This is a genomic window from Peribacillus asahii, from assembly GCF_003570725.1.
GTDB lineage: Bacteria > Bacillota > Bacilli > Bacillales > DSM-1321 > Peribacillus > Peribacillus asahii.
Genome location: NZ_QWVS01000034.1, coordinates 12698 through 37812, shown reverse-complemented (window position 1 = coordinate 37812; position 25115 = coordinate 12698). Strand labels below are relative to the sequence as shown.

General features: G+C 39.4%; 27 protein-coding genes and 1 other annotated feature. All 27 genes read right to left on the bottom strand.

The genetic code is table 11. The features are described from left to right. Nucleotides 1-3: 3 nt before the first annotated feature. Nucleotides 4-345 (bottom strand): 50S ribosomal protein L22, encoded by a 342-nt coding sequence (rplV, locus tag D1953_RS16170; protein ID WP_119118216.1) that lies wholly within the window; start codon nt 343-345, stop codon nt 4-6. A gap of 17 nt (nt 346-362) precedes the next feature. Beyond that, nucleotides 363-641: a 30S ribosomal protein S19 gene (rpsS, locus tag D1953_RS16165; protein ID WP_119118215.1), complete on the bottom strand. Its 279-nt coding sequence runs from the start codon at nt 639-641 to the stop codon at nt 363-365. 60 nt (nt 642-701) lie between these two features. After that, complete coding sequence (rplB, locus tag D1953_RS16160; RefSeq protein WP_119118214.1) at nt 702-1532, bottom strand: 50S ribosomal protein L2; 831 nt, start codon at nt 1530-1532, stop codon at nt 702-704. A 31-nt stretch (nt 1533-1563) separates the two neighbouring features. After that, nucleotides 1564-1848: a 50S ribosomal protein L23 gene (gene rplW / locus D1953_RS16155; protein WP_119118213.1), complete on the bottom strand. Its 285-nt coding sequence runs from the start codon at nt 1846-1848 to the stop codon at nt 1564-1566. Next, nucleotides 1848-2471, bottom strand: a complete 624-nt coding sequence (gene rplD, locus D1953_RS16150) for a 50S ribosomal protein L4 (RefSeq protein ID WP_119118212.1) — start codon at nt 2469-2471, stop codon at nt 1848-1850. The genes rplW and rplD overlap by 1 nt, the downstream gene beginning before the upstream one ends. Before the next feature lie 25 nt (nt 2472-2496). Next, nucleotides 2497-3126: a 50S ribosomal protein L3 gene (rplC, locus tag D1953_RS16145; RefSeq protein WP_119118211.1), complete on the bottom strand. Its 630-nt coding sequence runs from the start codon at nt 3124-3126 to the stop codon at nt 2497-2499. Between the two features lie 40 nt (nt 3127-3166). Then, nucleotides 3167-3475 carry a 30S ribosomal protein S10 gene (rpsJ, locus tag D1953_RS16140; RefSeq protein ID WP_019244375.1) on the bottom strand — a complete coding sequence of 103 codons (309 nt, stop codon included), beginning with the start codon at nt 3473-3475 and terminating at the stop codon, nt 3167-3169. A 538-nt stretch (nt 3476-4013) separates the two neighbouring features. Next, nucleotides 4014-5201, bottom strand: a complete 1188-nt coding sequence (tuf, locus tag D1953_RS16135; RefSeq protein ID WP_119118210.1) for an elongation factor Tu — start codon at nt 5199-5201, stop codon at nt 4014-4016. A 118-nt stretch (nt 5202-5319) separates the two neighbouring features. Next, nucleotides 5320-7398, bottom strand: a complete 2079-nt coding sequence (gene fusA / locus D1953_RS16130; protein ID WP_119118209.1) for an elongation factor G — start codon at nt 7396-7398, stop codon at nt 5320-5322. A gap of 47 nt (nt 7399-7445) precedes the next feature. After that, nucleotides 7446-7916 (bottom strand): 30S ribosomal protein S7, encoded by a 471-nt coding sequence (rpsG, locus tag D1953_RS16125; protein ID WP_119118208.1) that lies wholly within the window; start codon nt 7914-7916, stop codon nt 7446-7448. A gap of 44 nt (nt 7917-7960) precedes the next feature. Then, nucleotides 7961-8383, bottom strand: a complete 423-nt coding sequence (gene rpsL / locus D1953_RS16120) for a 30S ribosomal protein S12 (RefSeq protein ID WP_119118207.1) — start codon at nt 8381-8383, stop codon at nt 7961-7963. A 103-nt stretch (nt 8384-8486) separates the two neighbouring features. Then, nucleotides 8487-8735, bottom strand: a complete 249-nt coding sequence (locus D1953_RS16115; protein ID WP_119118206.1) for a 50S ribosomal protein L7ae-like protein — start codon at nt 8733-8735, stop codon at nt 8487-8489. A gap of 291 nt (nt 8736-9026) precedes the next feature. After that, the gene (rpoC, locus tag D1953_RS16110) at nt 9027-12620 is read right to left on the bottom strand and encodes a DNA-directed RNA polymerase subunit beta' (protein WP_119118205.1); all 3594 of its coding nucleotides are present in this window, start codon (nt 12618-12620) and stop codon (nt 9027-9029) included. Nucleotides 12621-12778: 158 nt separating this feature from the next. Beyond that, nucleotides 12779-16360: a DNA-directed RNA polymerase subunit beta gene (gene rpoB / locus D1953_RS16105; protein WP_119118204.1), complete on the bottom strand. Its 3582-nt coding sequence runs from the start codon at nt 16358-16360 to the stop codon at nt 12779-12781. A 238-nt stretch (nt 16361-16598) separates the two neighbouring features. Then, the gene (locus D1953_RS16100) at nt 16599-17204 is read right to left on the bottom strand and encodes a class I SAM-dependent methyltransferase (RefSeq protein ID WP_119118203.1); all 606 of its coding nucleotides are present in this window, start codon (nt 17202-17204) and stop codon (nt 16599-16601) included. 163 nt (nt 17205-17367) lie between these two features. Next, entirely contained in the window at nt 17368-17730 is a 363-nt protein-coding gene (gene rplL / locus D1953_RS16095; protein ID WP_119118202.1) for a 50S ribosomal protein L7/L12, read from the bottom strand. 57 nt (nt 17731-17787) lie between these two features. Next, nucleotides 17788-18288 carry a 50S ribosomal protein L10 gene (rplJ, locus tag D1953_RS16090; protein WP_119118201.1) on the bottom strand — a complete coding sequence of 167 codons (501 nt, stop codon included), beginning with the start codon at nt 18286-18288 and terminating at the stop codon, nt 17788-17790. A gap of 39 nt (nt 18289-18327) precedes the next feature. Further along, nucleotides 18328-18478: a sequence feature (ribosomal protein L10 leader region), on the bottom strand. Between the two features lie 50 nt (nt 18479-18528). Continuing rightward, complete coding sequence (gene rplA, locus D1953_RS16085) at nt 18529-19227, bottom strand: 50S ribosomal protein L1 (RefSeq protein WP_119118200.1); 699 nt, start codon at nt 19225-19227, stop codon at nt 18529-18531. Nucleotides 19228-19332: 105 nt separating this feature from the next. Beyond that, nucleotides 19333-19758, bottom strand: coding sequence for a 50S ribosomal protein L11 (rplK, locus tag D1953_RS16080; protein WP_029282857.1), 426 nt, complete (start codon nt 19756-19758; stop codon nt 19333-19335). A gap of 185 nt (nt 19759-19943) precedes the next feature. Continuing rightward, nucleotides 19944-20477 carry a transcription termination/antitermination protein NusG gene (nusG, locus tag D1953_RS16075; RefSeq protein ID WP_119118199.1) on the bottom strand — a complete coding sequence of 178 codons (534 nt, stop codon included), beginning with the start codon at nt 20475-20477 and terminating at the stop codon, nt 19944-19946. Between the two features lie 229 nt (nt 20478-20706). Further along, nucleotides 20707-20889, bottom strand: coding sequence for a preprotein translocase subunit SecE (secE, locus tag D1953_RS16070; protein WP_119118198.1), 183 nt, complete (start codon nt 20887-20889; stop codon nt 20707-20709). 50 nt (nt 20890-20939) lie between these two features. Beyond that, nucleotides 20940-21089: a 50S ribosomal protein L33 gene (gene rpmG / locus D1953_RS16065; protein WP_119118197.1), complete on the bottom strand. Its 150-nt coding sequence runs from the start codon at nt 21087-21089 to the stop codon at nt 20940-20942. Between the two features lie 232 nt (nt 21090-21321). Next, on the bottom strand, nt 21322-21972 hold the full coding sequence (gene sigH, locus D1953_RS16060) for an RNA polymerase sporulation sigma factor SigH (RefSeq protein ID WP_119118196.1): 651 nt from the start codon (nt 21970-21972) through the stop codon (nt 21322-21324). 67 nt (nt 21973-22039) lie between these two features. Further along, nucleotides 22040-22549: an NYN domain-containing protein gene (locus D1953_RS16055; RefSeq protein ID WP_119118195.1), complete on the bottom strand. Its 510-nt coding sequence runs from the start codon at nt 22547-22549 to the stop codon at nt 22040-22042. A 4-nt stretch (nt 22550-22553) separates the two neighbouring features. After that, on the bottom strand, nt 22554-23297 hold the full coding sequence (gene rlmB, locus D1953_RS16050) for a 23S rRNA (guanosine(2251)-2'-O)-methyltransferase RlmB (RefSeq protein WP_119118194.1): 744 nt from the start codon (nt 23295-23297) through the stop codon (nt 22554-22556). Then, nucleotides 23294-23713, bottom strand: a complete 420-nt coding sequence (locus tag D1953_RS16045) for a Mini-ribonuclease 3 (RefSeq protein ID WP_119118193.1) — start codon at nt 23711-23713, stop codon at nt 23294-23296. Before D1953_RS16045 ends, rlmB begins: the two co-directional genes overlap by 4 nt. 3 nt (nt 23714-23716) lie before the next feature. Then, nucleotides 23717-25114 (bottom strand): cysteine--tRNA ligase, encoded by a 1398-nt coding sequence (gene cysS / locus D1953_RS16040; protein WP_119118192.1) that lies wholly within the window; start codon nt 25112-25114, stop codon nt 23717-23719. Nucleotide 25115: the final 1 nt, after the last annotated feature.

Genomic DNA, 25115 nt, shown 5'->3' with positions numbered 1-25115 from the left:
AGATTATCCCTCCTTCTTTTCTGATACAACGATTGTAATATGACTAGTACGTTTGTTAATCGCACTCGCACGACCTTGAGCGCGAGGACGGAAACGTTTTAAAGTTGGTCCTTCATTAACGTATGCCTCTGAAACAACTAGGTTGTTGATATCCATTTCGTAGTTATGTTCTGCGTTTGCGATAGCAGACTTAAGAACTTTTTCTACAACTGGAGATGCAGCTTTTGGAGTTAAACGAAGAATCGCAACTGCCTCACCTACTTGTTTGCCTCGAATTAAATCAGCTACTAAACGGACTTTACGAGGTGCAATACGAACTGTTTTAGCGACAGCTTTTGCTTGCATGAGATGCCCTCCTCTCATTAACGTCTTGTTTTCTTATCGTCACTTGCGTGACCTTTATAAGTTCGTGTTGGCGCGAATTCGCCTAGTTTGTGACCTACCATATCTTCAGTTACATAAACCGGCACATGTTTACGACCATCATAAACTGCGATTGTGTGTCCGATGAATTGTGGGAAGATTGTTGAACGACGAGACCAAGTTTTTACAACCTGCTTCTTATCTGCTTCATTTAACTTTTCAATTTTAACCATTAAATGATCATCAACAAAAGGCCCCTTTTTTAAGCTACGACCCATGCGAGTACCTCCCTTCGTGATCGTTCTACGGTTCTTTGAATGAACCGTAGTTCAATCCCGTTATTTTTTACGACGACGTACGATAAATTTATCGGATTTGTTCTTTTTCTTACGTGTTTTGTATCCAAGAGTTGGTTTACCCCATGGAGACATTGGTGATTTACGTCCGATTGGTGAACGACCTTCACCACCACCGTGTGGGTGATCATTCGGGTTCATTACAGATCCACGAACTGTTGGGCGTTTACCTAACCAACGTGAACGACCTGCTTTACCGATGTGGATAAGTTCATGTTGTTCGTTACCTACTTGACCGATTGAAGCACGGCATGTAGCAAGAATCATACGAACTTCACCAGAGTTTAAACGTACAAGTACATAACGACCTTCTTTACCAAGTACTTGAGCAGATGTACCTGCTGAACGGACTAGTTGTCCACCTTTTCCTGGTTTAAGTTCGATGTTATGGATTACTGTACCAACTGGAATGTTAGCTAATGGAAGAGCGTTACCTACTTTAATATCAGCTTCAGGACCTGACATAATCTCCATACCTACTTCTAGGTTTTTAGGAGCTAGGATATAACGTTTTTCTCCATCTACATAGTTAATTAATGCAATGTTTGCAGAACGATTTGGATCGTACTCAATTGTAGCAACGCGTCCTGGTATACCATCTTTATTTCGTTTGAAATCGATGATACGGTATTGACGCTTGTGACCGCCACCTTGATGACGAACTGTTAACTTACCTTGGTTGTTACGGCCGCCTTTACTATGAAGGGGAGCAAGTAATGATTTTTCTGGTTTGTCTGTAGTAATCTCAGCAAAGTCAGAAGTTGTCATGTTGCGTCGACCGTTAGAGGTAGGTTTATACTTTTTAATCGCCATTGTATTTCCCTCCTTCTCTTATGAATATGAATTAAGCTTCAAATAGCTCGATTTCTTTGCTATCAGCAGTTAGTTTAACAATAGCTTTACGGCGTTTGTTAGTGTAGCCTGCATGTTTACCCATGCGTTTGAATTTCCCTTTGTAGTTCATGATGTTTACTTTCTCAACTTTTACGCCAAAGATTTCTTGAACAGCATCTTTAACTTGAGTTTTGTTAGCTTTCACATCAACTTCAAAAGTGTACTTCTTCTCAGCCATTGCGTCTGAAGAAGCTTCAGTAATTACGGGGCGCTTAATGATATCGCGTGCGTCCATTATGCAAGCACCTCCTCTACTTTTTCGACAGCTGATTTAGTCAAGATCAATTTGTTGTGTGATACAACATCAAGAACATTAAGACCCTCAGCTTCCACTACAGTAACACCTGGGATGTTACGAGCAGAAAGAGCAACTTTCTCATCTACTCCATTAGTAACGACTAATGCTTTAGTATCAACAGAAAGATTATTTAGAACTGCTGCAAATTCTTTCGTTTTTGGAGCTTCGAAAGATAAGCTTTCAAGAACTAGGATGTTCTCTTCTAATGCTTTAGCAGATAATGCAGATTTAATCGCTAAACGACGTACCTTTTTCGGTAATTTGTAAGCGTAAGATCTTGGAGTTGGTCCGAATACAGTACCACCACCACGCCATTGTGGTGAACGGATAGAACCTTGACGTGCGCGTCCAGTTCCTTTTTGTTTCCAAGGTTTACGTCCGCCGCCTGCAACTTCAGAACGGTTTTTTACTTTGTGAGTTCCTTGACGTAAGGAAGCTCGTTGCATAATGATTGCTTCAAATAATACGTGATTATTAGGCTCAATACCAAATACAGAATCATTAAGTTCGATATCTCCAACTTGTGATCCAGCTTGGTTGAACAATGTAACTTTTGGCATTCTAATGCTCCTCCTTTCTTAAATATTACTTCGCTTTAACAGCGCTAGTTACTTTGATTAAAGCTTTTCTCGCACCTGGTACGTTACCTTTAACCAATAGTAAGTTACGTTCAACATCAACTTTAACGATCGCTAAGTTTTGAACAGTAATTTTTTCTCCGCCCATGCGTCCTGGTAACAATTTACCTTTGAATACACGGTTTGGAGCAACAGGACCCATTGAACCTGGGCGACGGTGGTAACGAGAACCATGTGCCATTGGTCCGCGAGATTGTCCGTGACGCTTGATAGCACCTTGGAAACCTTTACCTTTTGAAATTCCTGTTACATCAACTAGTTCGCCTTCAGCGAAAATATCAACTTTGACTTCCTGACCGATCTCGTATTCACCAAGATTAGCTCCGCGGAATTCACGGATGAAGCGCTTAGGAGCAGTGTTTGCTTTTTCAACGTGACCTTTTTCAGGTTTGTTTGAAAGCTTTTCACGCTTTGTTTCGAAACCGATTTGAATTGCTTCATAACCGTCTGTTTCAACCGTTTTCTTTTGTAGAACAACGTTTTCCGCAGCTTCGATAACTGTTACTGGAATAAGCTCACCGTTTTCAGCAAAAACTTGAGTCATACCGATTTTTCTTCCTAAGATTCCTTTGGTCATTAGTCACACCTCCTAGAGTAATTGTTCATTTTTATATGAATTATAATTTAATTTCAATATCAACGCCTGATGGTAAATCTAAACGCATCAACGAATCAACTGTTTGCGGAGTTGGATTAACGATGTCGATTAGACGTTTATGCGTACGCATTTCGAATTGTTCACGAGAATCTTTGTATTTATGAACCGCACGAAGGATTGTATAAACAGATCTTTCAGTTGGCAATGGGATTGGACCAGATACAGCCGCACCAGAGCGTTTTGCAGTTTCAACAATTTTCTCAGCAGATTGATCAAGAATTCTGTGATCATATGCTTTTAAACGGATACGAATTTTTTGTTTTGCCATTATTTTCCCTCCTTTTCGCCTATTTTAAAATAGACCTTCTCAATGGAAATTTCCCACTCACTCGCCATGGCAAAGCGGCCGGGTGTGTCAGCAACCTTCCATATCATCGCAGTCAAAGACCAACATTGTCTATTATACACAAGACACAAAGAATAAGCAAGAAAAACTTAAAATAAACTTTGTGTAACACACTTTTACTATTATACATAGATATAGCCCTCTTATCAAGAGTTAGTTCACAACAGATTTAAAACCAGTTTCTTCTATTAATAAATAAAACTTTTTATGTAAAGTTATTTATATAGATATACAGCGAAAAGAAGACATATATAAGAAAAGAGGAACTAGGAAAGGAAGTTATCTATTGAACAGGGTATAAACGGCCAAGCTAGACTACAGACCATATAGCTACACTTTGGTTAAATCATAGCTTCTAAGTACTTATACTAGTTTTCTATACAATAAAAAAAGCCAGACAGCGTCCTGTCTGGCCCTTTCAGAAGGCGTCCCTTCCTATTTATAAATCGTTAGTTATAAATTACTCGCTGATTGTAGCAACTACGCCAGCGCCTACAGTACGTCCACCCTCACGGATAGAGAATTTAGTACCTTCTTCGATAGCGATTGGAGCGATCAATTCAACAGTCATTTCGATGTTGTCACCAGGCATAACCATTTCTACGCCTTCAGGTAAGTTACAGATACCAGTTACGTCAGTTGTACGGAAGTAGAACTGAGGACGGTAGTTAGAGAAGAATGGAGTGTGACGTCCACCTTCTTCTTTTGAAAGAACATAAACTTCAGCTTTAAATTTAGTGTGTGGAGTGATTGAACCTGGTTTAGCAAGTACTTGTCCACGTTGGATATCTTCACGAGCTACACCACGAAGAAGTGCACCGATGTTGTCACCAGCTTCAGCATAGTCAAGAAGTTTACGGAACATTTCAACACCTGTTACAGTAGTTGATTTTGGCTCTTCAGAAAGACCGATGATTTCAACAACGTCACCGACTTTGATTTGTCCACGCTCAACACGACCTGTAGCAACTGTTCCACGTCCAGTGATTGAGAATACATCCTCAACTGGCATCATGAAGTCTTTATCAGTATCACGAGTTGGTGTTGGGATATACTCATCAACAGCAGTCATTAATTCGTGAATTTTTTCTTCCCAAGCAGCATCTCCTTCAAGAGCTTTAAGAGCAGAACCTTTGATAACTGGGATATCATCACCAGGGAATTCGTATTCAGAAAGAAGATCACGGATTTCCATTTCTACTAATTCAAGAAGTTCTTCATCGTCTACCATGTCACATTTGTTCATGAATACAACAAGGTAAGGTACACCTACTTGACGAGAAAGAAGGATGTGCTCACGAGTTTGTGGCATTGGGCCGTCAGCAGCAGATACTACTAAGATACCGCCGTCCATTTGAGCAGCACCAGTGATCATATTTTTAACATAGTCAGCGTGTCCTGGGCAGTCAACGTGTGCGTAGTGACGGTTAGCAGTTTCGTACTCAACGTGTGCAGTAGAGATTGTGATACCACGTTCTCTTTCTTCTGGAGCACCATCGATTTGGTCATAAGCACGTGCTTCTGCACCACCTGATTTTGCAAGTACAGTTGTGATAGCAGCTGTTAAAGTAGTTTTACCATGGTCAACGTGACCAATTGTTCCAACGTTAACGTGTGGTTTTGAACGATCAAATTTTTCTTTAGCCATTAGGGAATTCCTCCTTAAATTTACGAATAATATTAAGTATATAGTTCTGTGACAGAAGAAAAATTCTTCCATCACAGCTTACATAAGTAGTTATACTTTAATAAAGTATGAAAATCAATTATTCACCTTTATTTTTTTTGATAATTTCTTCAGAAATGCTCTTTGGTACTTCTTCATAGTGATCGAAGTGCATAGAGAATGTTCCGCGTCCTTGTGTATTAGAACGTAGAGATGTTGCGTATCCGAACATTTCAGATAGTGGAACCATCGCTTTAACAACTTGAGTGTTACCGCGAGCTTCCATACCTTCTACACGACCACGACGTGATGTAACATCACCCATGATATCGCCTAGGTATTCTTCTGGAATAACAACTTCTACTTTCATAATTGGCTCAAGGATTACTGGTTGACATTTAGAAACTGCATTTTTAAGGGCCATAGATGCAGCGATTTTAAACGCCATTTCGTTGGAGTCGACATCATGGTATGATCCATCGAAAAGTTTTGCTTTGATATCGATAAGTGGGTATCCAGCAAGTACACCACGATCAAGAGAATCTTCTAGACCAGCTTGAACTGCAGGGATGTATTCACGTGGTACAACACCACCGACGATAGCATTTTCAAATTCGAAGCCTTTTCCTTCTTCGTTTGGAGAGAACTCGATCCACACGTGACCAAATTGTCCACGACCACCAGATTGACGTACGAATTTACCTTCAACTTGTGCTGATGCACGGAATGTTTCACGGTAAGCTACTTGAGGAGCCCCCACGTTCGCTTCTACCTTGAATTCACGACGCATACGGTCAACAAGGATATCTAAGTGAAGCTCACCCATACCAGCGATAATTGTTTGACCTGTTTCTTGGTCAGTATGCGCACGGAATGTTGGATCTTCATCTTGTAACTTTTGTAAAGCTTGAGACATTTTGTCTTGGTCAGCTTTAGATTTTGGTTCAACAGAAAGCGAGATAACTGGCTCTGGGAATACCATAGACTCAAGAATAACTTGGTTTTTGTCATCACATAGAGTGTCACCTGTTGTAGTATCTTTCAAACCTACTGCAGCTGCGATATCCCCTGCGTATACTTCAGAGATTTCTTCACGGCTGTTTGCATGCATTTGAAGGATACGCCCAACACGCTCACGTTTACCTTTTGTAGAGTTTACTACATAAGAACCTGATTGTAATGTACCAGAGTATACACGGAAGAATGTAAGTTTCCCTACATATGGATCCGTCATTACTTTAAATGCAAGTGCTGAGAATGGCTCTTCGTCGCTTGAATGACGTTCAACTTCCTCTTCACTATCAGGAAGAGTACCTTTAATAGCTGGTACATCAGTCGGAGCTGGAAGATAGTCAATAACTGCATCTAGCATTGGTTGTACACCTTTGTGTTTGAAAGCAGTACCACAGATTACTGGATAGAATTCAACAGCGATTGTCGCTTTACGAATTGCTGCTTTAAGCTCTTCAACTGTGATTTCTTCTCCACCTAGGTATTTTTCCATTAGTTCTTCGTCAACTTCAGCTACACCTTCGATTAATTTCTCGCGGTATTCTTGAGCTAACTCAAGGTGTTCTGCAGGAATTTCACCTTCTGTGATATCAGTACCTTGGTCATTGCCGTAGAAAGTAGCTTTCATTTCTACTAGGTCAATGATTGCTGAGAAATTATCTTCAGCACCAATCGGTAATTGGATTGGGTGAGCGTTCGCTTGAAGGCGATCGTGTAGAGTTCCTACAGAATATAAGAAGTCCGCACCCATTTTGTCCATTTTATTTACGAATACGATACGTGGTACTCCGTAAGTTGTTGCTTGACGCCAAACTGTTTCAGTTTGAGGCTCAACACCTGATTGCGCATCAAGAACAGCTACAGCTCCATCAAGAACACGCAGGGAACGCTCAACTTCAACAGTGAAGTCAACGTGACCTGGAGTATCAATGATGTTGATACGGTTACCTTTCCATTGTGCAGTTGTTGCAGCAGATGTAATTGTAATTCCGCGTTCTTGTTCTTGCTCCATCCAGTCCATTTGTGAAGCACCTTCGTGCGTTTCACCGATTTTATGGATTTTACCAGTGTAATAAAGAATACGTTCTGTAGTTGTCGTTTTACCAGCATCGATGTGAGCCATGATCCCGATATTACGAGTATTAGCTAAGGAGAACTCTCTTGCCATTTGTCTTTCTCCTTCCTTCTATGAATTTAATTTTATAGTATTTAATCTTACCAACGGTAGTGAGCAAACGCTTTGTTCGCTTCCGCCATTTTGTGTGTATCTTCACGTTTCTTAACTGATGCACCAGTGTTGTTAGCTGCATCCATGATTTCAGAAGCTAAACGCTCTTCCATCGTTTTTTCTCCACGAAGACGAGAGTAGTTTACTAACCAACGAAGACCTAAAGTTGTACGGCGGTCTGGACGCACCTCAACTGGTACTTGGTAGTTAGCACCACCTACACGGCGTGCTCTAACTTCTAATACAGGCATGATGTTTTTAAGTGCTTGTTCAAACACTTCCATTGGTTCATTGCCAGTACGTTCTTTAATAAGATCGAATGCAGAGTAAAGAATTTTTTGTGATTTACCTCTTTGTCCATCAACCATCATTTTGTTGATTAAACGAGTCACAAGTTTTGAATTATAAATTGGATCTGGTAATACGTCTCTTTTTGAAACAGGTCCTTTACGAGGCATTAATTTTTCCTCCTTTCAAACAAAATCATATTGTAAGTTTTAGATTATTTTTTTGCAGCTTTTGGACGCTTCGCGCCATATTTAGAACGACCTTGCATACGGTTGTTAACACCAGCAGTGTCAAGTGCACCACGAACGATGTGATAACGTACCCCTGGTAAATCTTTTACATGACCACCGCGGATAAGTACCACGCTGTGTTCTTGTAAGTTGTGACCGATACCTGGGATATAAGCTGTTACCTCGATACCGTTTGTTAAACGTACACGCGCATATTTACGTAACGCAGAGTTTGGTTTTTTCGGTGTCATTGTACCAACACGTGTACAAACACCACGTTTTTGCGGAGATGATACGTTAGTTTGTGCTTTTTTGAAGCTGTTGTAGCCTTTGTTTAGCGCTGGTGATTTTGAATTAACTTCTTTAGATTCACGACCTTTGCGCACTAATTGGTTAATAGTAGGCATTCTATTTTTCCTCCCTTCACTTTTTCATTCCTAGTACCACACATCCAGGTGGTTCATAAATGGGTAAAAACAAAGTCTTTGCAATTGTGATGCAAAAACGAGTTTACTTTTTTAGGGCAACAGTTGCTGCTCCGACATCTATACCGCATGCTTTTCCAAGCATCTTCATCGAATCAACATATGTGACCGGAACATTCAACTCAGTAGCAGTTTCAACAACGCGCGCTGTCAAGTAAATATCCGCATCTCGAGCAATGATAATTTCTTGAATCAAATTGTGTTTCAGAGCTCTCACTGTTTGTTTCGTTCCTATAATCACAGACTTTGCCTGCATTACTTTTTCATAAGACATGGTCTATATCCTCCAGAGTTACAAGGTAACGTAGGAGCACCTTTGCTATATTATCACCTTTTAATAACCGGTGTCAACTTCTTTCAAAAAGTTTTTTAGTAAATGTTTTCCTTGTTTAAAAGACTATAGCTATATGACTCTTTATTTTCAATCTATTTCAACTGTTATTCCGTGAAATAACCATGTTGACATAACTTTAAAAAGCTGACTCAATAAAGTCTGCTAAGCCATTCTACTTTATTTTAAAGTGAATGATCTCGCCCTTCTTTATTGAGCCAACCTCAAGGGTTATTAGTCTACTGTAACTGTTTCTTCATCCTCAACAACTACAGGCTGTGCTTTGCGGTAACGAAGCATACCCGTACCTGCAGGAATTAACTTACCTATAATAACATTTTCCTTCAAGCCTAGTAACTCATCACGTTTCCCTTTAATTGCAGCGTCTGTTAAGACTCTTGTTGTTTCTTGGAACGATGCTGCAGACAAGAAAGAATCTGTTTCAAGAGATGCTTTTGTAATACCTAATAGAACTGGACGTCCCGTTGCTGGTAATTTACCGTTCATTAACGCTTCTGTATTGGCAAGCGTAAACTGATGTACATCTAGTAATGTTCCTGGTAGAACATCCGTTTCACCCGCATCTAAGACACGAACTTTGCGAAGCATCTGTCTAACCATTACTTCGATATGTTTATCACCAATTTCTACCCCTTGCATACGATATACCTTTTGTACTTCATGCAATAGATATTCTTGAACAGTTAACACATCTGTTACTTTCAACAATTCTTTTGGATCGATGGAACCTTCTGTTAACTCTTCGCCTCGGCGTACATGTGAATCGACTCTCACCTTTAGACGTGCTGTATATGGTGCCGTATACGTACGAGACTCAACAGCTCCTTGAATCACAATTTCCTGTTGTTTATCGCGAATCTCGTTAATTGAAACAACCGTACCTTCAATTTCAGAGATAATCGCTTGACCTTTTGGATTTCTTGCTTCAAAAATCTCTTGGATACGAGGTAAACCTTGAGTAATATCGTCTCCGGCAACCCCACCTGTATGGAATGTACGCATCGTTAACTGAGTACCTGGCTCACCAATTGATTGTGCGGCAATTGTACCAACTGCTTCTCCCACTTCAACGGCTTGACCAGTTGCTAAGTTACGGCCATAACATTTTTTACATACACCATGGCTTGTGTTACATGTAAAGGCAGAGCGAATCCATACAGTTTCAATACCTAGAGATTCAATATAATTAGCTAGATCTTCTGTAATTAAGCCATTCTCTGGAACAATTACTTCATCCGTTTCTGGATGTTTGATCGTTTTTCTTGCATAACGTCCTACTAAACGTTCTTCAAGTGCTTCAATAATTTCTGTTCCTTCTCTTAGGGCAGAAATCTTCAAGCCGCGGTCTGTACCACAATCATCTTCACGAATGATAACGTCTTGAGCTACGTCTACTAGACGACGAGTTAAGTAACCAGAATCGGCAGTTTTTAGTGCTGTATCGGCAAGACCTTTACGCGCACCGTGAGTAGAGATGAAGTACTCTAATACCGTTAAACCTTCACGGAAACTTGACTTAATCGGTAACTCAATAATTCGACCAGCCGGGTTGGCCATCAATCCACGCATACCCGCAAGCTGCGTAAAGTTAGAGGCGTTACCACGGGCACCAGAATCACTCATCATAAAGATTGGGTTACGACGATCTAAGGAATCCATCAGTTTAGACTGAATTGTATCTTTTGCTGCACTCCAAATCGCAATAACGCGATCATAACGTTCATCTTCCGTGATTAAACCACGTCTGAATTGTTTTAATACATTATCTACTTTCTGTTGTGCTTCATCGATAATTCCTTGCTTTTCACCTAATACCACGATATCTGCTACACCAACCGTAATTCCGGCTTTTGTAGAGTATTTGAATCCAAGATCTTTCATGCGATCAAGCATTTTAGATGTTTCTGTAATTTTGAAACGTTTAAATACTTCTGCAATGATATTTCCGAGATATTTTTTCTTAAATGGATCAATTACTGGCTGTGCTTTAATCAACTCTAGAATATTAGCGCCTTTGTCTACAAAATATTTTTCCGGTGTTTTCGTTTCTAAGTTATAACGAGTTGGCTCGTTAATGTATGGGAACGAATTCGGTAAAATTTCATTGAACACTAATTTCCCAACTGTTGTTAATAACAGCTGATTATTTTGCTCTTCTGTAAACGTTTGGTTGTTTAAAGAAGAAGCTTGCACTGCACAACGAGAATGCAGGTGCACGTAGCCATTTTGGTAAGCAAGTAATGCCTCATTTGTATCTTTAAAGACCATTCCCTCGCCCATTGCACCTTCTCGTTCTAACGTTAGGTAATAGTTCCCTAATACCATATCCTGAGATGGCGTTACGACTGGTTTTCCGTCTTTTGGATTCAAGATGTTTTGAGCAGCTAACATCAGCATGCGTGCTTCTGCTTGCGCCTCTGAAGACAATGGTACGTGAACGGCCATTTGGTCACCATCAAAATCGGCATTGTATGCTGTACATACAAGTGGATGCAGGCGAATCGCGCGACCTTCTACTAGCGTTGGTTCAAACGCTTGAATACCAAGTCTGTGCAGCGTTGGGGCACGGTTCAGCAATACAGGATGTTCTCTGATTACTTCTTCTAATACGTCCCAAATTTCAGGAGAGAAACGTTCAATCTTACGTTTAGCTGATTTAATATTGTGCGCTAAGCCTTTTTGAACAAGCTCCTTCATAACAAATGGCTTGAATAATTCAATCGCCATTTCTTTCGGTAAACCACATTGATACATCTTCAAGTTAGGTCCTACAACGATAACTGAACGACCAGAGTAGTCTACACGTTTACCAAGAAGGTTTTGACGGAATCGTCCTTGTTTACCTTTTAACATATGAGATAATGATTTCAATGGACGGTTACCTGGTCCTGTTACTGGACGACCACGGCGGCCATTATCAATCAATGCATCAACAGCTTCTTGAAGCATACGTTTTTCGTTTTGAACGATAATGCTTGGTGCTCCAAGATCTAATAATCGTTTCAAACGATTATTTCGGTTAATTACACGACGATATAAATCATTTAAATCAGATGTCGCGAAACGACCACCGTCTAGTTGAACCATTGGGCGAAGCTCTGGCGGAATAACCGGCAGAACGTCTAAAATCATCCATGAAGGCTCATTGCCAGAATTACGGAACGCTTCTAGCACTTCTAATCGTTTAATCGCACGAGTTCTACGTTGTCCTTGAGCTGTTTTCAACTCTTCTTTCAACGCTTCTACTTCTTTTTCCGTATCAATATCTTGAAGAAGCTTCTTGATAGCTTCAGCACCCATAGCTGCTTGGAATTTCTTTCCGTATTTCTCACGGTATGCACGATACTCTTTTTCAGAAAGTAGTTGTTTCTTTTCCAAAGTTGTATCGCCTGTTTCTGTTACAACATAAGAAGCAAAGTAAATAACTTCTTCTAGTGCACGAGGAGACATATCTAATACAAGTCCCATACGGCTTGGAATACCTTTGAAATACCAAATATGTGATACAGGAGCAGCTAGTTCAATATGACCCATACGTTCACGGCGAACTTTTGATCGAGTCACTTCTACGCCACAGCGATCACAGACTACACCTTTATAACGAACACGTTTATATTTACCACAGTGACATTCCCAGTCTTTCTGTGGGCCGAAAATTCTTTCGCAGAATAAACCATCTTTTTCTGGCTTTAATGTACGATAGTTAATTGTTTCAGGTTTTTTCACTTCTCCATGTGACCAAGAACGAATCTTGTCTGGTGAAGAAAGACCAATCTTCATATACTCAAAATTATTAACGTCTAGCAAGGGGCCTACCTCCCTTTTAATCTCCAGGTTTTACCCTTATTGCTTATCTACATAAACAATCATAACGCAAGATTTCTCTCACGATCATCAACCATTATATAAATGAGGCTCTAACAGGCAGCACGATATGGCTACCTGTTAAAGTCATTATCTGTTCATTAATCTGTAGTAACTGAGCTAGATTGTGCTCCTACTTCAGAAGCAACCATCTCTTTTGTATCAGATTCCATGTTTAATACGTCTGATTGATTAGCGTCATCCTCATCCTCTAAATCTCTCATCTCGATTTCTCGATCTTCAGAGTTCATGATTTTAACATCTAACCCTAAGCTTTGAAGTTCCTTAATTAATACTTTGAACGATTCAGGTACACCTGGTTCTGGAACATTCTCGCCTTTAACAATTGCTTCGTATGTTTTCACACGACCGACAACATCATCCGATTTAACAGTAAGAATTTCTTGAAGGGTATACGCTGCACCATATGCTTCAAGTGCCCAAACCTCCATCTCACCGAAACGCTGTCCACCGAATTGTGCTTTACCACCAAGCGGTTGCTGCGTAACAAGAGAGTATGGTCCAGTTGAACGAGCATGAAGCTTATCGTCAACCATGTGTGCAAGTTTAATCATGTACATGACACCTACAGATACACGGTTGTCAAAAGGTTCTCCTGAGCGTCCGTCATATAATACGGTCTTCGCATCACGAGCCATACCAGCTTCTTCAATTGTTTCCCAAACATCATCTTCAGTTGCTCCATCGAATACAGGAGAAGCAACGTGAATATTAAGAGCACGAGCGGCCATACCTAAGTGTAACTCAAGTACTTGACCAATGTTCATACGTGAAGGTACGCCCAGTGGATTTAACATGATGTCAACTGGTGTGCCATCCGGTAAATACGGCATATCTTCTTCAGGAAGGATTCGGGAGATAACCCCTTTATTACCATGGCGACCGGCCATTTTATCTCCTTCATGAATTTTACGTTTTTGTACGATATATACACGCGCTAGTTGGTTTACACCTGGTGGAAGTTCGTCACCATCTTCTCTGTTAAATACTTTAACATCCAAGACGATTCCTCCGCCGCCGTGAGGCACACGAAGAGATGTATCTCGAACTTCACGAGCTTTTTCACCAAAAATCGCATGAAGTAAACGTTCTTCTGCTGTTAGTTCTGTAACCCCTTTAGGTGTTACTTTTCCTACTAGTAGATCTCCGTCTTTTACTTCTGCACCAACACGGATAATTCCACGCTCATCAAGGTTGCGAAGGGCATCTTCCCCAACGTTCGGAATATCACGTGTAATTTCTTCCGGTCCTAATTTTGTATCACGAGACTCTGATTCATACTCTTCAATATGAATCGATGTATACACATCATCTTTTACTAAACGTTCACTCATGATGATGGCATCCTCATAGTTATATCCATCCCATGTCATGAAGGCAACAAGTACGTTGCGTCCAAGCGCTAACTCACCTTTTTCCATTGAAGGACCATCGGCAAGGATTTCACCTTTGACAACTTTGTCTCCTACGCTAACAATTGGGCGTTGGTTATAACACGTTCCTTGGTTAGAACGAATAAATTTCAATAAACGGTATTTATCAAGGTTCCCCTTCACTTCTTGACCGTCTACTTCTGATACACGTCGAACCCAAATTTCGCGAGCTTCTACGTGCTCAACGATACCAGGGTGTTTACAAATAACAGCTGCACCAGAGTCCTTAGCTGATACGTACTCCATACCTGTACCTACTCGCGGTGCTTCAGGCTGCATTAATGGAACAGCTTGACGTTGCATGTTCGCTCCCATTAGAGCACGGTTACAGTCATCGTTCTCTAAGAACGGGATACATGCTGTCGCAGCTGATACAACTTGCTTAGGAGATACGTCCATGTAATCGACACGATCGCGCGGAACTACAGTGTTTTCACCACGGAAACGAGCAACAACGCCTTCATCAAGGAATGATCCATCCTCAGATAGACGTACATTCGCTTGAGCGACTACATAGTTATCTTCTTCATCTGCTGTTAAGTAATCGATTTGATTTGTAATCTTTCCTGTTTCTGGGTCAACTCGACGATATGGCGTTTCAATGAAACCATATGGATTCACTTTCGCATAACTAGACAATGAGTTAATTAACCCAATGTTTGGACCCTCTGGCGTTTCAATTGGACACATACGACCATAGTGAGAATAGTGAACGTCACGTACTTCGAAACCAGCACGTTCACGTGTTAAACCACCAGGTCCAAGTGCAGAAAGACGACGTTTGTGTGTCAATTCAGCAAGCGGATTCGTTTGGTCCATGAATTGAGAAAGCTGAGAACTACCAAAGAATTCTTTAATTGACGCAATAACTGGACGAATATTGATTAGTTGCTGTGGTGTAATCGTATTTGTATCTTGAATAGACATTCTTTCACGAACAACACGTTCCATACGAGATAATCCAATTCTAAATTGGTTCTGTAAAAGTTCACCAACAGAGCGTAAACGACGATTTCCTAAATGGTCAATATCGTCTGTAATCCCTACACCATGTAATAAGTTAAAGAAATAACTAATAGAAGAAAGAATATCAGCAGGTGTAATATGCTTCACTTCTTCTGTTACATAAGCATTACCAATTACATTAATAACTTTTTCACCATCAGGATCATTTGGTGCGTATATTTTAATTGGTTGAAGCAATGTTTCTTCTTCTACTACACCACCAGTTGGGTGATATGTTTTAAAACCAATGCCATTTTCAAGATGAGGCAAGATTTTATCTAAAATACGTCGATCTAACACCGTGCCTTTTTCAACGATAATTTCTCCTGTTTCCGGATCAATTAACGTTTCGGCAATACGTTGTCCGAATAGACGATTTTTAATGTGTAGCTTTTTGTTTATTTTATAACGACCTACGTTCGCTAAATCATATCGTTTTGGGTCAAAGAAGCGAGAAATCAACAGACTTTTAGCATTTTCGACTGTAGGCGGTTCACCTGGGCGAAGACGCTCATAAATCTCAAGCAAAGCTTTTTCTACACTTTCTGTATTGTCTTTTTCAAGCGTGTTGCGTAAATATTCATTGTCACCGATTAAATCAATAATTTCTTGATCAGTACCAAAGCCTAGCGCACGCATTAATACCGTAACTGGTAATTTTCGCGTACGATCGATTCTTACATACACAACATCTTTTGCATCTGTTTCATATTCAAGCCATGCACCACGGTTTGGAATAACCGTCGCTGTAAAGCCACGCTTCCCGTTTTTATCCATTTTCCCACTGTAATACACACTTGGAGAGCGTACTAACTGAGAAACGATAACACGTTCAGCACCATTAATAATGAATGTTCCTGTTTCTGTCATCAATGGGAAGTCACCCATGAAAACATCTTGGTCTTTTACTTCACCTGTATCTTTATTAACAAGGCGTACCTTTACACGAAGAGGTGCTGAATACGTAACATCACGCTCTTTTGACTCTTCTACTGGATACTTAGGTTCAGCCAAGCTGTAATCAATAAATTCAAGTGATAAGTTACCTGTAAAGTCCTCGATTGGAGAAATATCTTGGAACATTTCTCGAAGTCCTTCATCTAGAAACCATTGGTAAGAAGCTGTTTGAATCTCAATAAGATTTGGAAGCTCTAAAACTTCACTGATTCTTGCATAACTTCTACGTTGGCGGTGTCGTCCATACTGAACTAGTTGACCTGTCAACTGATTCACCCCTTAAATCAAGCGTTATAAGGTTCAATTTGTCACAGAAAGTTACTATTTTCCATAGACAAAAAGAAAATGGTTTTTGCTTTAAAAACCACTATTTCTCATAAAACGAACTATTATTTATATATTTTTCCCATTTCATACAATTATTATACATGATTGGTATAAAAATTGCATAGTAACGGAATTATATATATGCATTGTATAATACTAACATAGTGAAATTTGAGAGTCAATTTTTTTTAGAAACTAAGATGTAATAACCTTTCTTCTTTTCAACTACTTCTACATTTCCAAATAATTGTTCCAGCTTATCCATAGCAGATGGCGCCCCTTGTTTCTTTTGAATAACCACCCACAAACATCCGCCTTTATTAAGTCGATCGAAGCTTTGCTCAAAAATTTCATGTACAACTGTTTTGCCAGCTCGAATGGGCGGATTCGTCAACACAGCAGCAAATTGAGTGGAAGTAACTTGTTGAAAGCGATCACTTTCATGAATTTCTACATTATGAATTCCATTCGATGAAGCATTTTCTTTCGCTAATTCTACAGCGCGACTATTTATATCAATCATTTCAATCGTTCTCTCCGGATAGGATGCTGCAATTGAAAGACCAATCGGACCATAGCCACATCCAACATCAAGGATTTTACCTTCAACATCTTCCTCTAGATGAAAACTTTCAATTAATAGCCGCGACCCGAAGTCGATATCATTTTTCGAAAAAACACCGTTATCACTTTTAAAGCGAAAAGAACGTCCTCTTAATGTATAATCCCAGAACTTCGGATTACTTTCAACACCCGGTTTATTTGAATAATAATGTTCTGTCAGAGTCGTCTCCTCCTATCAGAAAAGGAATGTTTGAAGATTATAAAAGAGAAGATTAGTTGAAGATGATAGACTCGCATACTCTTTACCCTAAAGATAACCCTTCATTTGTGGTAAAAGAGAAAAAAAGCCCGCCAAATTAGCGAGCTTTTTTGTTTATGCAAGATTACTTAACTTCAACGTTAGCTCCAACTTCTTCAAGTTTAGCTTTGATTTCTTCAGCTTCTTCTTTAGATACGCCTTCTTTAAGTGCTTTTGGAGCGTTATCAACAACTTCTTTCGCTTCTTTAAGGCCAAGACCTGTAAGTTCACGAACAACTTTGATAACTTTGATTTTTTGGTCTCCAGCAGAAGCAAGAACCACATCAAACTCAGTTTTTTCTTCAGCAGCAGCACCAGCAGCGCCACCAACTACAGCTACAGGAGCAGCAGCAGTTACACCAAATTCTTCTTCGATAGCTTTTACAAGGTCATTTAATTCTAAAACAGTCATGTTTTTAACTGCTTCAATGATTTGATCTTTAGTCATTGTATATTTCCTCCTAAGATATGTTTTATTGTTTACTAGTTAAGGCCGAAGATTAACTTACGCGCCTTGTTCTTCTTTTTGATCGGCAACTGCTTTTGCAGCAAGAGCAAGATTGCGGATAGGTGCTTGTAGCACAGAAAGAAGCATTGAAAGCAAGCCTTCGCGTGATGGTAGTTCTGCAAGTGCTTTAATTTCTTCAGCAGTTGCAATGTTCCCTTCAATAACACCCGCTTTAATTTCTAGTGCTTCATGTTTTTTAGCAAAATCGTTAAGGATTTTAGCTGGTGCAACAACATCTTCAGTAGAGAATGCAATTGCATTTGGACCTGTTAGAGATTCGTTTAAACCAGCGATTTCAGCAGCTTCAGCAGCACGACGAGTTAAAGAGTTTTTGTATACTTTGAACTCAATCCCAGCATCACGAAGTTGTTTACGTAGTTCTGTTACTTCAGAAACTGTTAATCCACGGTAATCAACAACAACAGCTGTTTGGCTCGCTTTGAATTTATCAGCAATCTCAACAACGATTTGTTTCTTTTGTTCAATAATTGCGCTCATCCTTACACCTCCTATGAGATTTGCTTGAAAACATTTATACCGTTCATAGAAAAAGCCTTCATTTCTTTGCAGACATGAAGGCAGTAATTTCAAAAATCATAGTCAGTGACTAGTTTTATCTAATTACCTCGGTAGGGCATTAAGCTTGAGATCAAGCACCTACTGTCTACGGTACAAAAGTTATTCATTTATTCACAACAAGATATATTATAACATTAACTATCTTGTAATGTCAATTAATTATTTCGCATTAAATGTAGAAGCATCAACTTTTACACCAGGGCCCATTGTAGTTGTTACAGAAATGTTTTTCATGTAAGTTCCTTTAGCAGCCGCAGGTTTTACTTTTTGTAAAGTTTCGTAAATAGTTGTGAAGTTTTCTACTAGTTTAGCATCTTCGAAAGAAACTTTACCGATTGGAGCATGGATGTTTCCAGCTTTATCAACACGGTACTCTACTTTACCAGCTTTGATTTCGTTAACAGCTTTTGTTACGTCAAATGTAACTGTACCTGTTTTTGGGTTTGGCATTAAACCTTTTGGTCCTAATACACGACCAAGTTTACCAACTTCACCCATCATATCTGGAGTTGCAACGATTACGTCGAAATCAAACCATCCTTGTTGGATTTTGTTGATGTAGTCAGCATCACCTACGAAATCTGCACCAGCAGCTTCAGCTTCTTTTGCTTTTTCGCCTTTAGCGAATACCAATACACGTTGAGTTTTACCAGTTCCGTTCGGAAGCACAACTGCTCCACGGATTTGTTGGTCAGCTTTCTTAGGATCTACACCTAAACGGAAAGCAACTTCAACTGTAGCATCGAATTTAGAAAAATTTGCTTTTTTCGCTAATTCAACAGCTTCAACTACTGAATAAGCTTTTGTGCGGTCGATTAATTTTGCCGCTTCAAGATACTTTTTACCTTTTTTAGCCATGATATATAATCCTCCTATATTGTGGTTTTAACGGAATGACCTCCCACTAATAAAGGTTGCGAGTAAAATCGCAACCCCGTAGAAAACCGATAACCTTTACATGGATTAGTCTTCGATAACAATACCCATGCTGCGTGCTGTACCTTCAACCATACGCATTGCAGACTCAACGTTTGCAGCGTTTAGATCAGGCATTTTTGTTTCAGCAATCTCGCGTACTTTATCACGCTTGACTGTAGCAACTTTATTACGGTTAGGCTCTCCAGAACCAGACTCAATACCAGCTGCTTTCTTAAGCAATACTGCAGCAGGCGGAGTTTTCGTAATGAATGTAAATGAACGGTCTTCAAATACCGTAATTTCAACAGGAATAATTAGACCAGCTTGATCTGCTGTACGAGCATTAAACTCCTTACAGAATCCCATGATGTTAACACCAGCTTGACCTAGTGCAGGACCAACTGGCGGTGCCGGATTCGCTTTACCAGCAGGAATTTGCAATTTAACCATTTTAATTACTTTTTTAGCCACGAGACACACCTCCTTATAAGTCCGTGATGTGGTAATAGGGAATCTATAGAAACCCTCCCACTCATCTGAAATTCTTTATTAGCATAATAATAAAGAATGTTTGTAACATATAGGTCTCGAAATTGAAACATACTGACCTTTGAAATTTTACCACTTTCAAAATACTATTTCAAGTTTTTTTCCGTTTATAATTTTTCCACTTGATTAAAATCTAGTTCAACCGGAGTATCTCGGCCAAACATATTAACAAGCACGCGAACTTTGCTCTTATCTGTATCCAGTTCTTCGATAGTTCCTCCAAAGTTTGCAAACGGTCCTTCCTTCACTGTTACAGAATCACCTACTTCAAAGTCCACTTCTACTCTGCCTTCTTCAACACCCATGCGTTTTAACACAACTTCAATCTCTTCCGGAAGAAGAGGCGTTGGCTTTGATCCTGCTCCTGAAGAACCAACGAAACCTGTGACACCCGGCGTATTTCTAACTACATACCAAGAATCATCTGTCATGATGATTTCTACTAGTACATATCCAGGGAATACCTTCTTCTTCAATACTTTCTTTTTACCATCTTTAATTTCTGTTTCCTCTTCTTCAGGCACAATCACTCGGAAAATCTTATCTTGCATCCCCATGGATTCTACACGCTTCTCAAGGTTCGCTTTTACTTTATTTTCATATCCCGAATAGGTGTGAACTACATACCAATTCTTTTCCATTCAGTAGGACTATAACGTCCTTCCCTCCCTGCACTCACTATATTTTGAGCCTATGAAATAATATCATTAATAAAATAAGCAAAAAATCAACAATTTCATCTCATGTAAACTTACAAGCGTAAGCCAAGGCCATTCTTTCTCTAAATAAAGACAAATTAAAAAACCCGTAACCGGGCTTTTCTCTCATACTTACTTATTCTATCACTATTATACCTTATTTTCGAACCTCTTATTCAATAACTAAACGAATTAATTCAGAAATTCCTAAGTCCACAACAGCAAAGAATACTGACATAATAATAACAGTCGTTAAAACAACAATTGTATACTTCGTTAATTCTTTCCGCTTTGGCCAGCTCACTTTTCGCATTTCGCGAGCTACACCGCGGAAAAATTCAGTCAGGCGTTTCATGAATGTAACCTCCAAGCATAGGTAACTACTGTCTATCTATTTTAAAAAACTTACTTTGTTTCTTTATGTGCCGTATGAGCATTACATGTCTTACAGAATTTCTTAATTTCAAGACGTTCAACATTCAATGCTTTGTTACTTTCTGAGCTATAATTTCTAGAACCGCAATCTGTACAAGCTAAGATAATTTTTTTACGCATATTATACACCTGTCCTATTTACTACATCCATAAAAACTTATCATGACTGTTTTTTATTGTCAACGCCATTTCATTTAACTGCATTCAGCAATTCATTCAATACATGCAAGGTAAGGAATTTTAAACCCATTTGTGGTGAATAATCGTACCACTTTCTTAGGAAGAGAGGATTCATTTTGACATTTTAAGTCAATCGATACAATGTGGAGATTCAGTAGAAAAAACGGAGAAACTATAAGTTAATCTCTCTAACTTCTAAATAGCGCTCTAGTTTTCTTTTCACACGTTGTAATGCATTGTCGATAGACTTAACATGTCTATTTAGCTCTTCTGAAATTTCTTGGTACGTTTGTCCATCCAAATACAAAGAAAGTACTTTCCGTTCTAAATCGCTTAGCAGTTCTGCCATCTTCACTTCAATATCATCGAATTCTTCTTTATTAATCATAAGCTCTTCCGGGTCTAACACTTTTGCTCCCGAAATCACGTCCATAAGCGTGCGATCAGATTCATCATCATAAATAGGCTTGTCCAGAGAAACATAGGAATTAAGCGGTATATGTTTTTGACGAGTTGCTGTCTTAATGGCCGTAATAATCTGCCTTGTAATGCATAGCTCAGCAAACGCCTTAAAAGAAGATAACTTATCACCTTTAAAATCACGAATCGCTTTATACAAACCAATCATACCTTCTTGAACGATATCTTCCTTGTCCGCACCAATTAGAAAATACGTTCTAGCTTTTGCTCTTACAAAGTTACGGTACTTTTGAATTAAATAATCTAGCGCTTCACTATCACCTTTGTGTACTAAACCCACTAGCTCATCGTCATCAAGCTGTATATACTCTTCATTCAGCTTCATTCCGGATTTAACGCCCATCCCTCATCCTCCTGACCGTACTCAGATAGAAATATTATACAGCAGGTAAATTTTAGTCGTCAATCTTTCATAGCTTTCCTCTTCGCCATTTTTCAAAAGTTTCAGCCACTTTATCACTTAAAGGAATTTTGGAAGCCGGTTTTTTCTTCGTTGTCTTCGATACATCCTTCTTAATTGCACCACGGACTTGCTCCATTTCAATCAATAGCTCGCGCGCTGATTTCCGGAGGGCTCCCTGTCCAAAAATGACCCATTGCTCCGTATAATCTGATGTTGCTACTTGAATTTGCGTTTTAATATTATTTAATTCAATGGCCATTTTCTCAATCCGCTCATCAGCTGTTTCATTCTCTCTCGTAAAAATGACTTCCACTTTATGATTTTTAAATGTACGAGAAACTCCTTGAACATAGTAAGCATCAAAAACAATAATGACACGATAGCCCATAAATGCTTGGTATTCCGCCATCAATTCAATTAAACGGTCTCTAGCTGCAGAAAGATCTCGTTGCTTTAATTCTCTTAGTTCCGGCCATGCCCCAATGATATTGTAACCGTCGACCAACAGAATGTTCATCTCATTATTCTCCTAAAGGGTTGCGTTTACGATAAACTTCATACATCAATAAACTAGCAGCAACTGAAGCATTCAACGAAGTAACTTTCCCTACCATTGGCAGACGAATAAGAAAGTCGCACTTCTCTTTTGTCAATCGTCCCATTCCTTTTCCTTCACTGCCAATTACAAGACCAATCGGCATCTTCCCATCTAGATTACGGTAGTCATCGCTTCCTTTAGCATCTGTACCTACAATCCAAACTCCACGTTCTTTCAGTTCTTCAATTGTACGAGCTAAGTTCGTAACACGTGCTACTGGAATATATTCAATTGCACCTGTTGAAGCTTTTGCCACCGTTGCCGTTAAGCCGACCGCACGACGCTTCGGAATAATAATCCCATGAGCACCTGTTGCATCAGCTGTTCTCATAATCGAACCAAGATTATGCGGATCTTCAATTTCATCTAAAATCATAAAAAACGGAGCCTCGCCGCGCTCTTCTGCTCTAGCAAATAAATCATCTATCTCTGCATATTCATAAGCAGCCACTTTAGCGACAACGCCTTGATGAACCCCTTCGACCATTTGATCAATTTTCTTCTTCGGAACGATTTGTACAAACACTTTTTTCTCTTTGGCAATTCCTATCACTTGTTGCATAGAGCCCTTTTGCGAGCCTTCAGCAATCCAAATTTTACTAACTTCCCGTTCAGAACGCAGTGCTTCTAGTACGGGGTTTCTTCCAATAATAAATTCGTCGCTCATTGGATAGCCGTCCCTTCTTCAATAAATTGAATCGACCGTTGTATAATTTCTTCCATTCTCTCTTGCCGTTTCAATAAATACAGGTAACCGATTAACGCTTCAAACGCTGTACTATACCGATACGTTTGCACATCTGTATTTTTCGGAACCGTGCCCGATTTTGCATTTCGTCCCCGACGGACAACCGCTACCTCTTCTTCTGTTAAGTAATTCTCTTCTAAGAAAAAATGAATAATCATATTCTGTGCTTTTGCTGATACAAAAGCGGTTGCTTTTTTATGAAGAAGATGGGGTTTTACCGAGCCTTTTTGAATGAGGTGATACCGAACATACGTTTCGTATACGGCATCACCCATATAAGCAAGAGCTAAACTATTTAACATTTTCGCATCAATTTCCTGTTCATAATAGAGCATACATTACCCTCTTTTCCAACGTGTACCTTGAGGAGTGTCTTCTAGAATAATATTCATGCTTTTTAATTGATCACGAATTTCGTCAGATCGTTGGAAATTACGGTCTTTTCGCGCTTGAATTCTTTCTTCAATTAAACGCTCAATGTCTTCATCCAGCAATCCTTCTTCTTCTAAGCTTAAACCAAGAACAGAGAATAATACTTCATATTCGTGCATAAATGCTCCAATGACTTCTTTGTCTGTATTCTTCTCCATTAAGTAATAATTCGCTTGCTTCGATAATTCAAATAAAACCGAAATGGCATTAGCTGTATTAAAATCATCATCCATTTCTTGAACAAATTGCTCATGAAGCTCCTTTACTTTTTGAAGCCAACTATCTTTGTTATCTGTTAAACCATTACTTACTTGCAAACGATGCTTTAAGTTTTGATACGACGTTTTTAACCGTTCAAAGGCCGCTGTCGTATTCTCAATCACTTCTTGACTATAGTTAATCGGATGACGATAGTGTACAGACAGCATAAAGAAACGCAGCACTTGCGGATCATGTTGTTGGATAATATCGTGTACTAGAACGAAATTACCTAGCGACTTTGACATTTTTTCATTATCAATATTGATATATCCATTATGCATCCAATATCTAGCGAATGTTTTTCCCGTTAATGCTTCTGATTGAGCAATTTCATTTTCGTGGTGAGGGAACGTTAAATCTTGACCTCCCGCATGGATATCAATGGTGTCTCCAAGATATTTACGAACCATCGCTGAGCACTCAATATGCCAACCTGGGCGACCTTTCCCCCAAGGGCTATCCCAAGAAATCTCGCCTTCTTTTGCCGCTTTCCAAAGGGCAAAATCAAGAGCATCTTGTTTCTTGTCGCCAACTTCAATTCTGGCACCGACTCGAAGCTCGTCAATCGATTGCTGAGAAAGTTTACCGTATTCTTTAAATTTACGAGTACGATAGTACACATCTCCTTCTGATTCATACGCATAGCCTTTCTCGACTAACGCTTCGACAAACTCAATAATAGCATCCATGTTTTCCATAACGGTTGGATGGACATCGGCTTTTTTACAACCTAAAGCTGAAACATCTTCGAAATAAGCTTGAATAAAGCGCTCAGAAATCGTTGGTACATCTTCTCCTAATTCCTTAGCGGCACGAATTAGCTTATCATCAACATCGGTAAAGTTTGAAACAAACGTTACATCGTATCCACGGTATTGCAAATAATTGCGAACTGTATCAAAAACAATTGCAGGTCTTGCATTCCCAATATGAATGTAATTGTAAACGGTCGGCCCGCATACATACATTTTAACCTTTCCCTCTTCCATTGGAACAAACGTTTCCTTCTGGCGCGTTACACTGTTATAAATCTTAATAGCCATT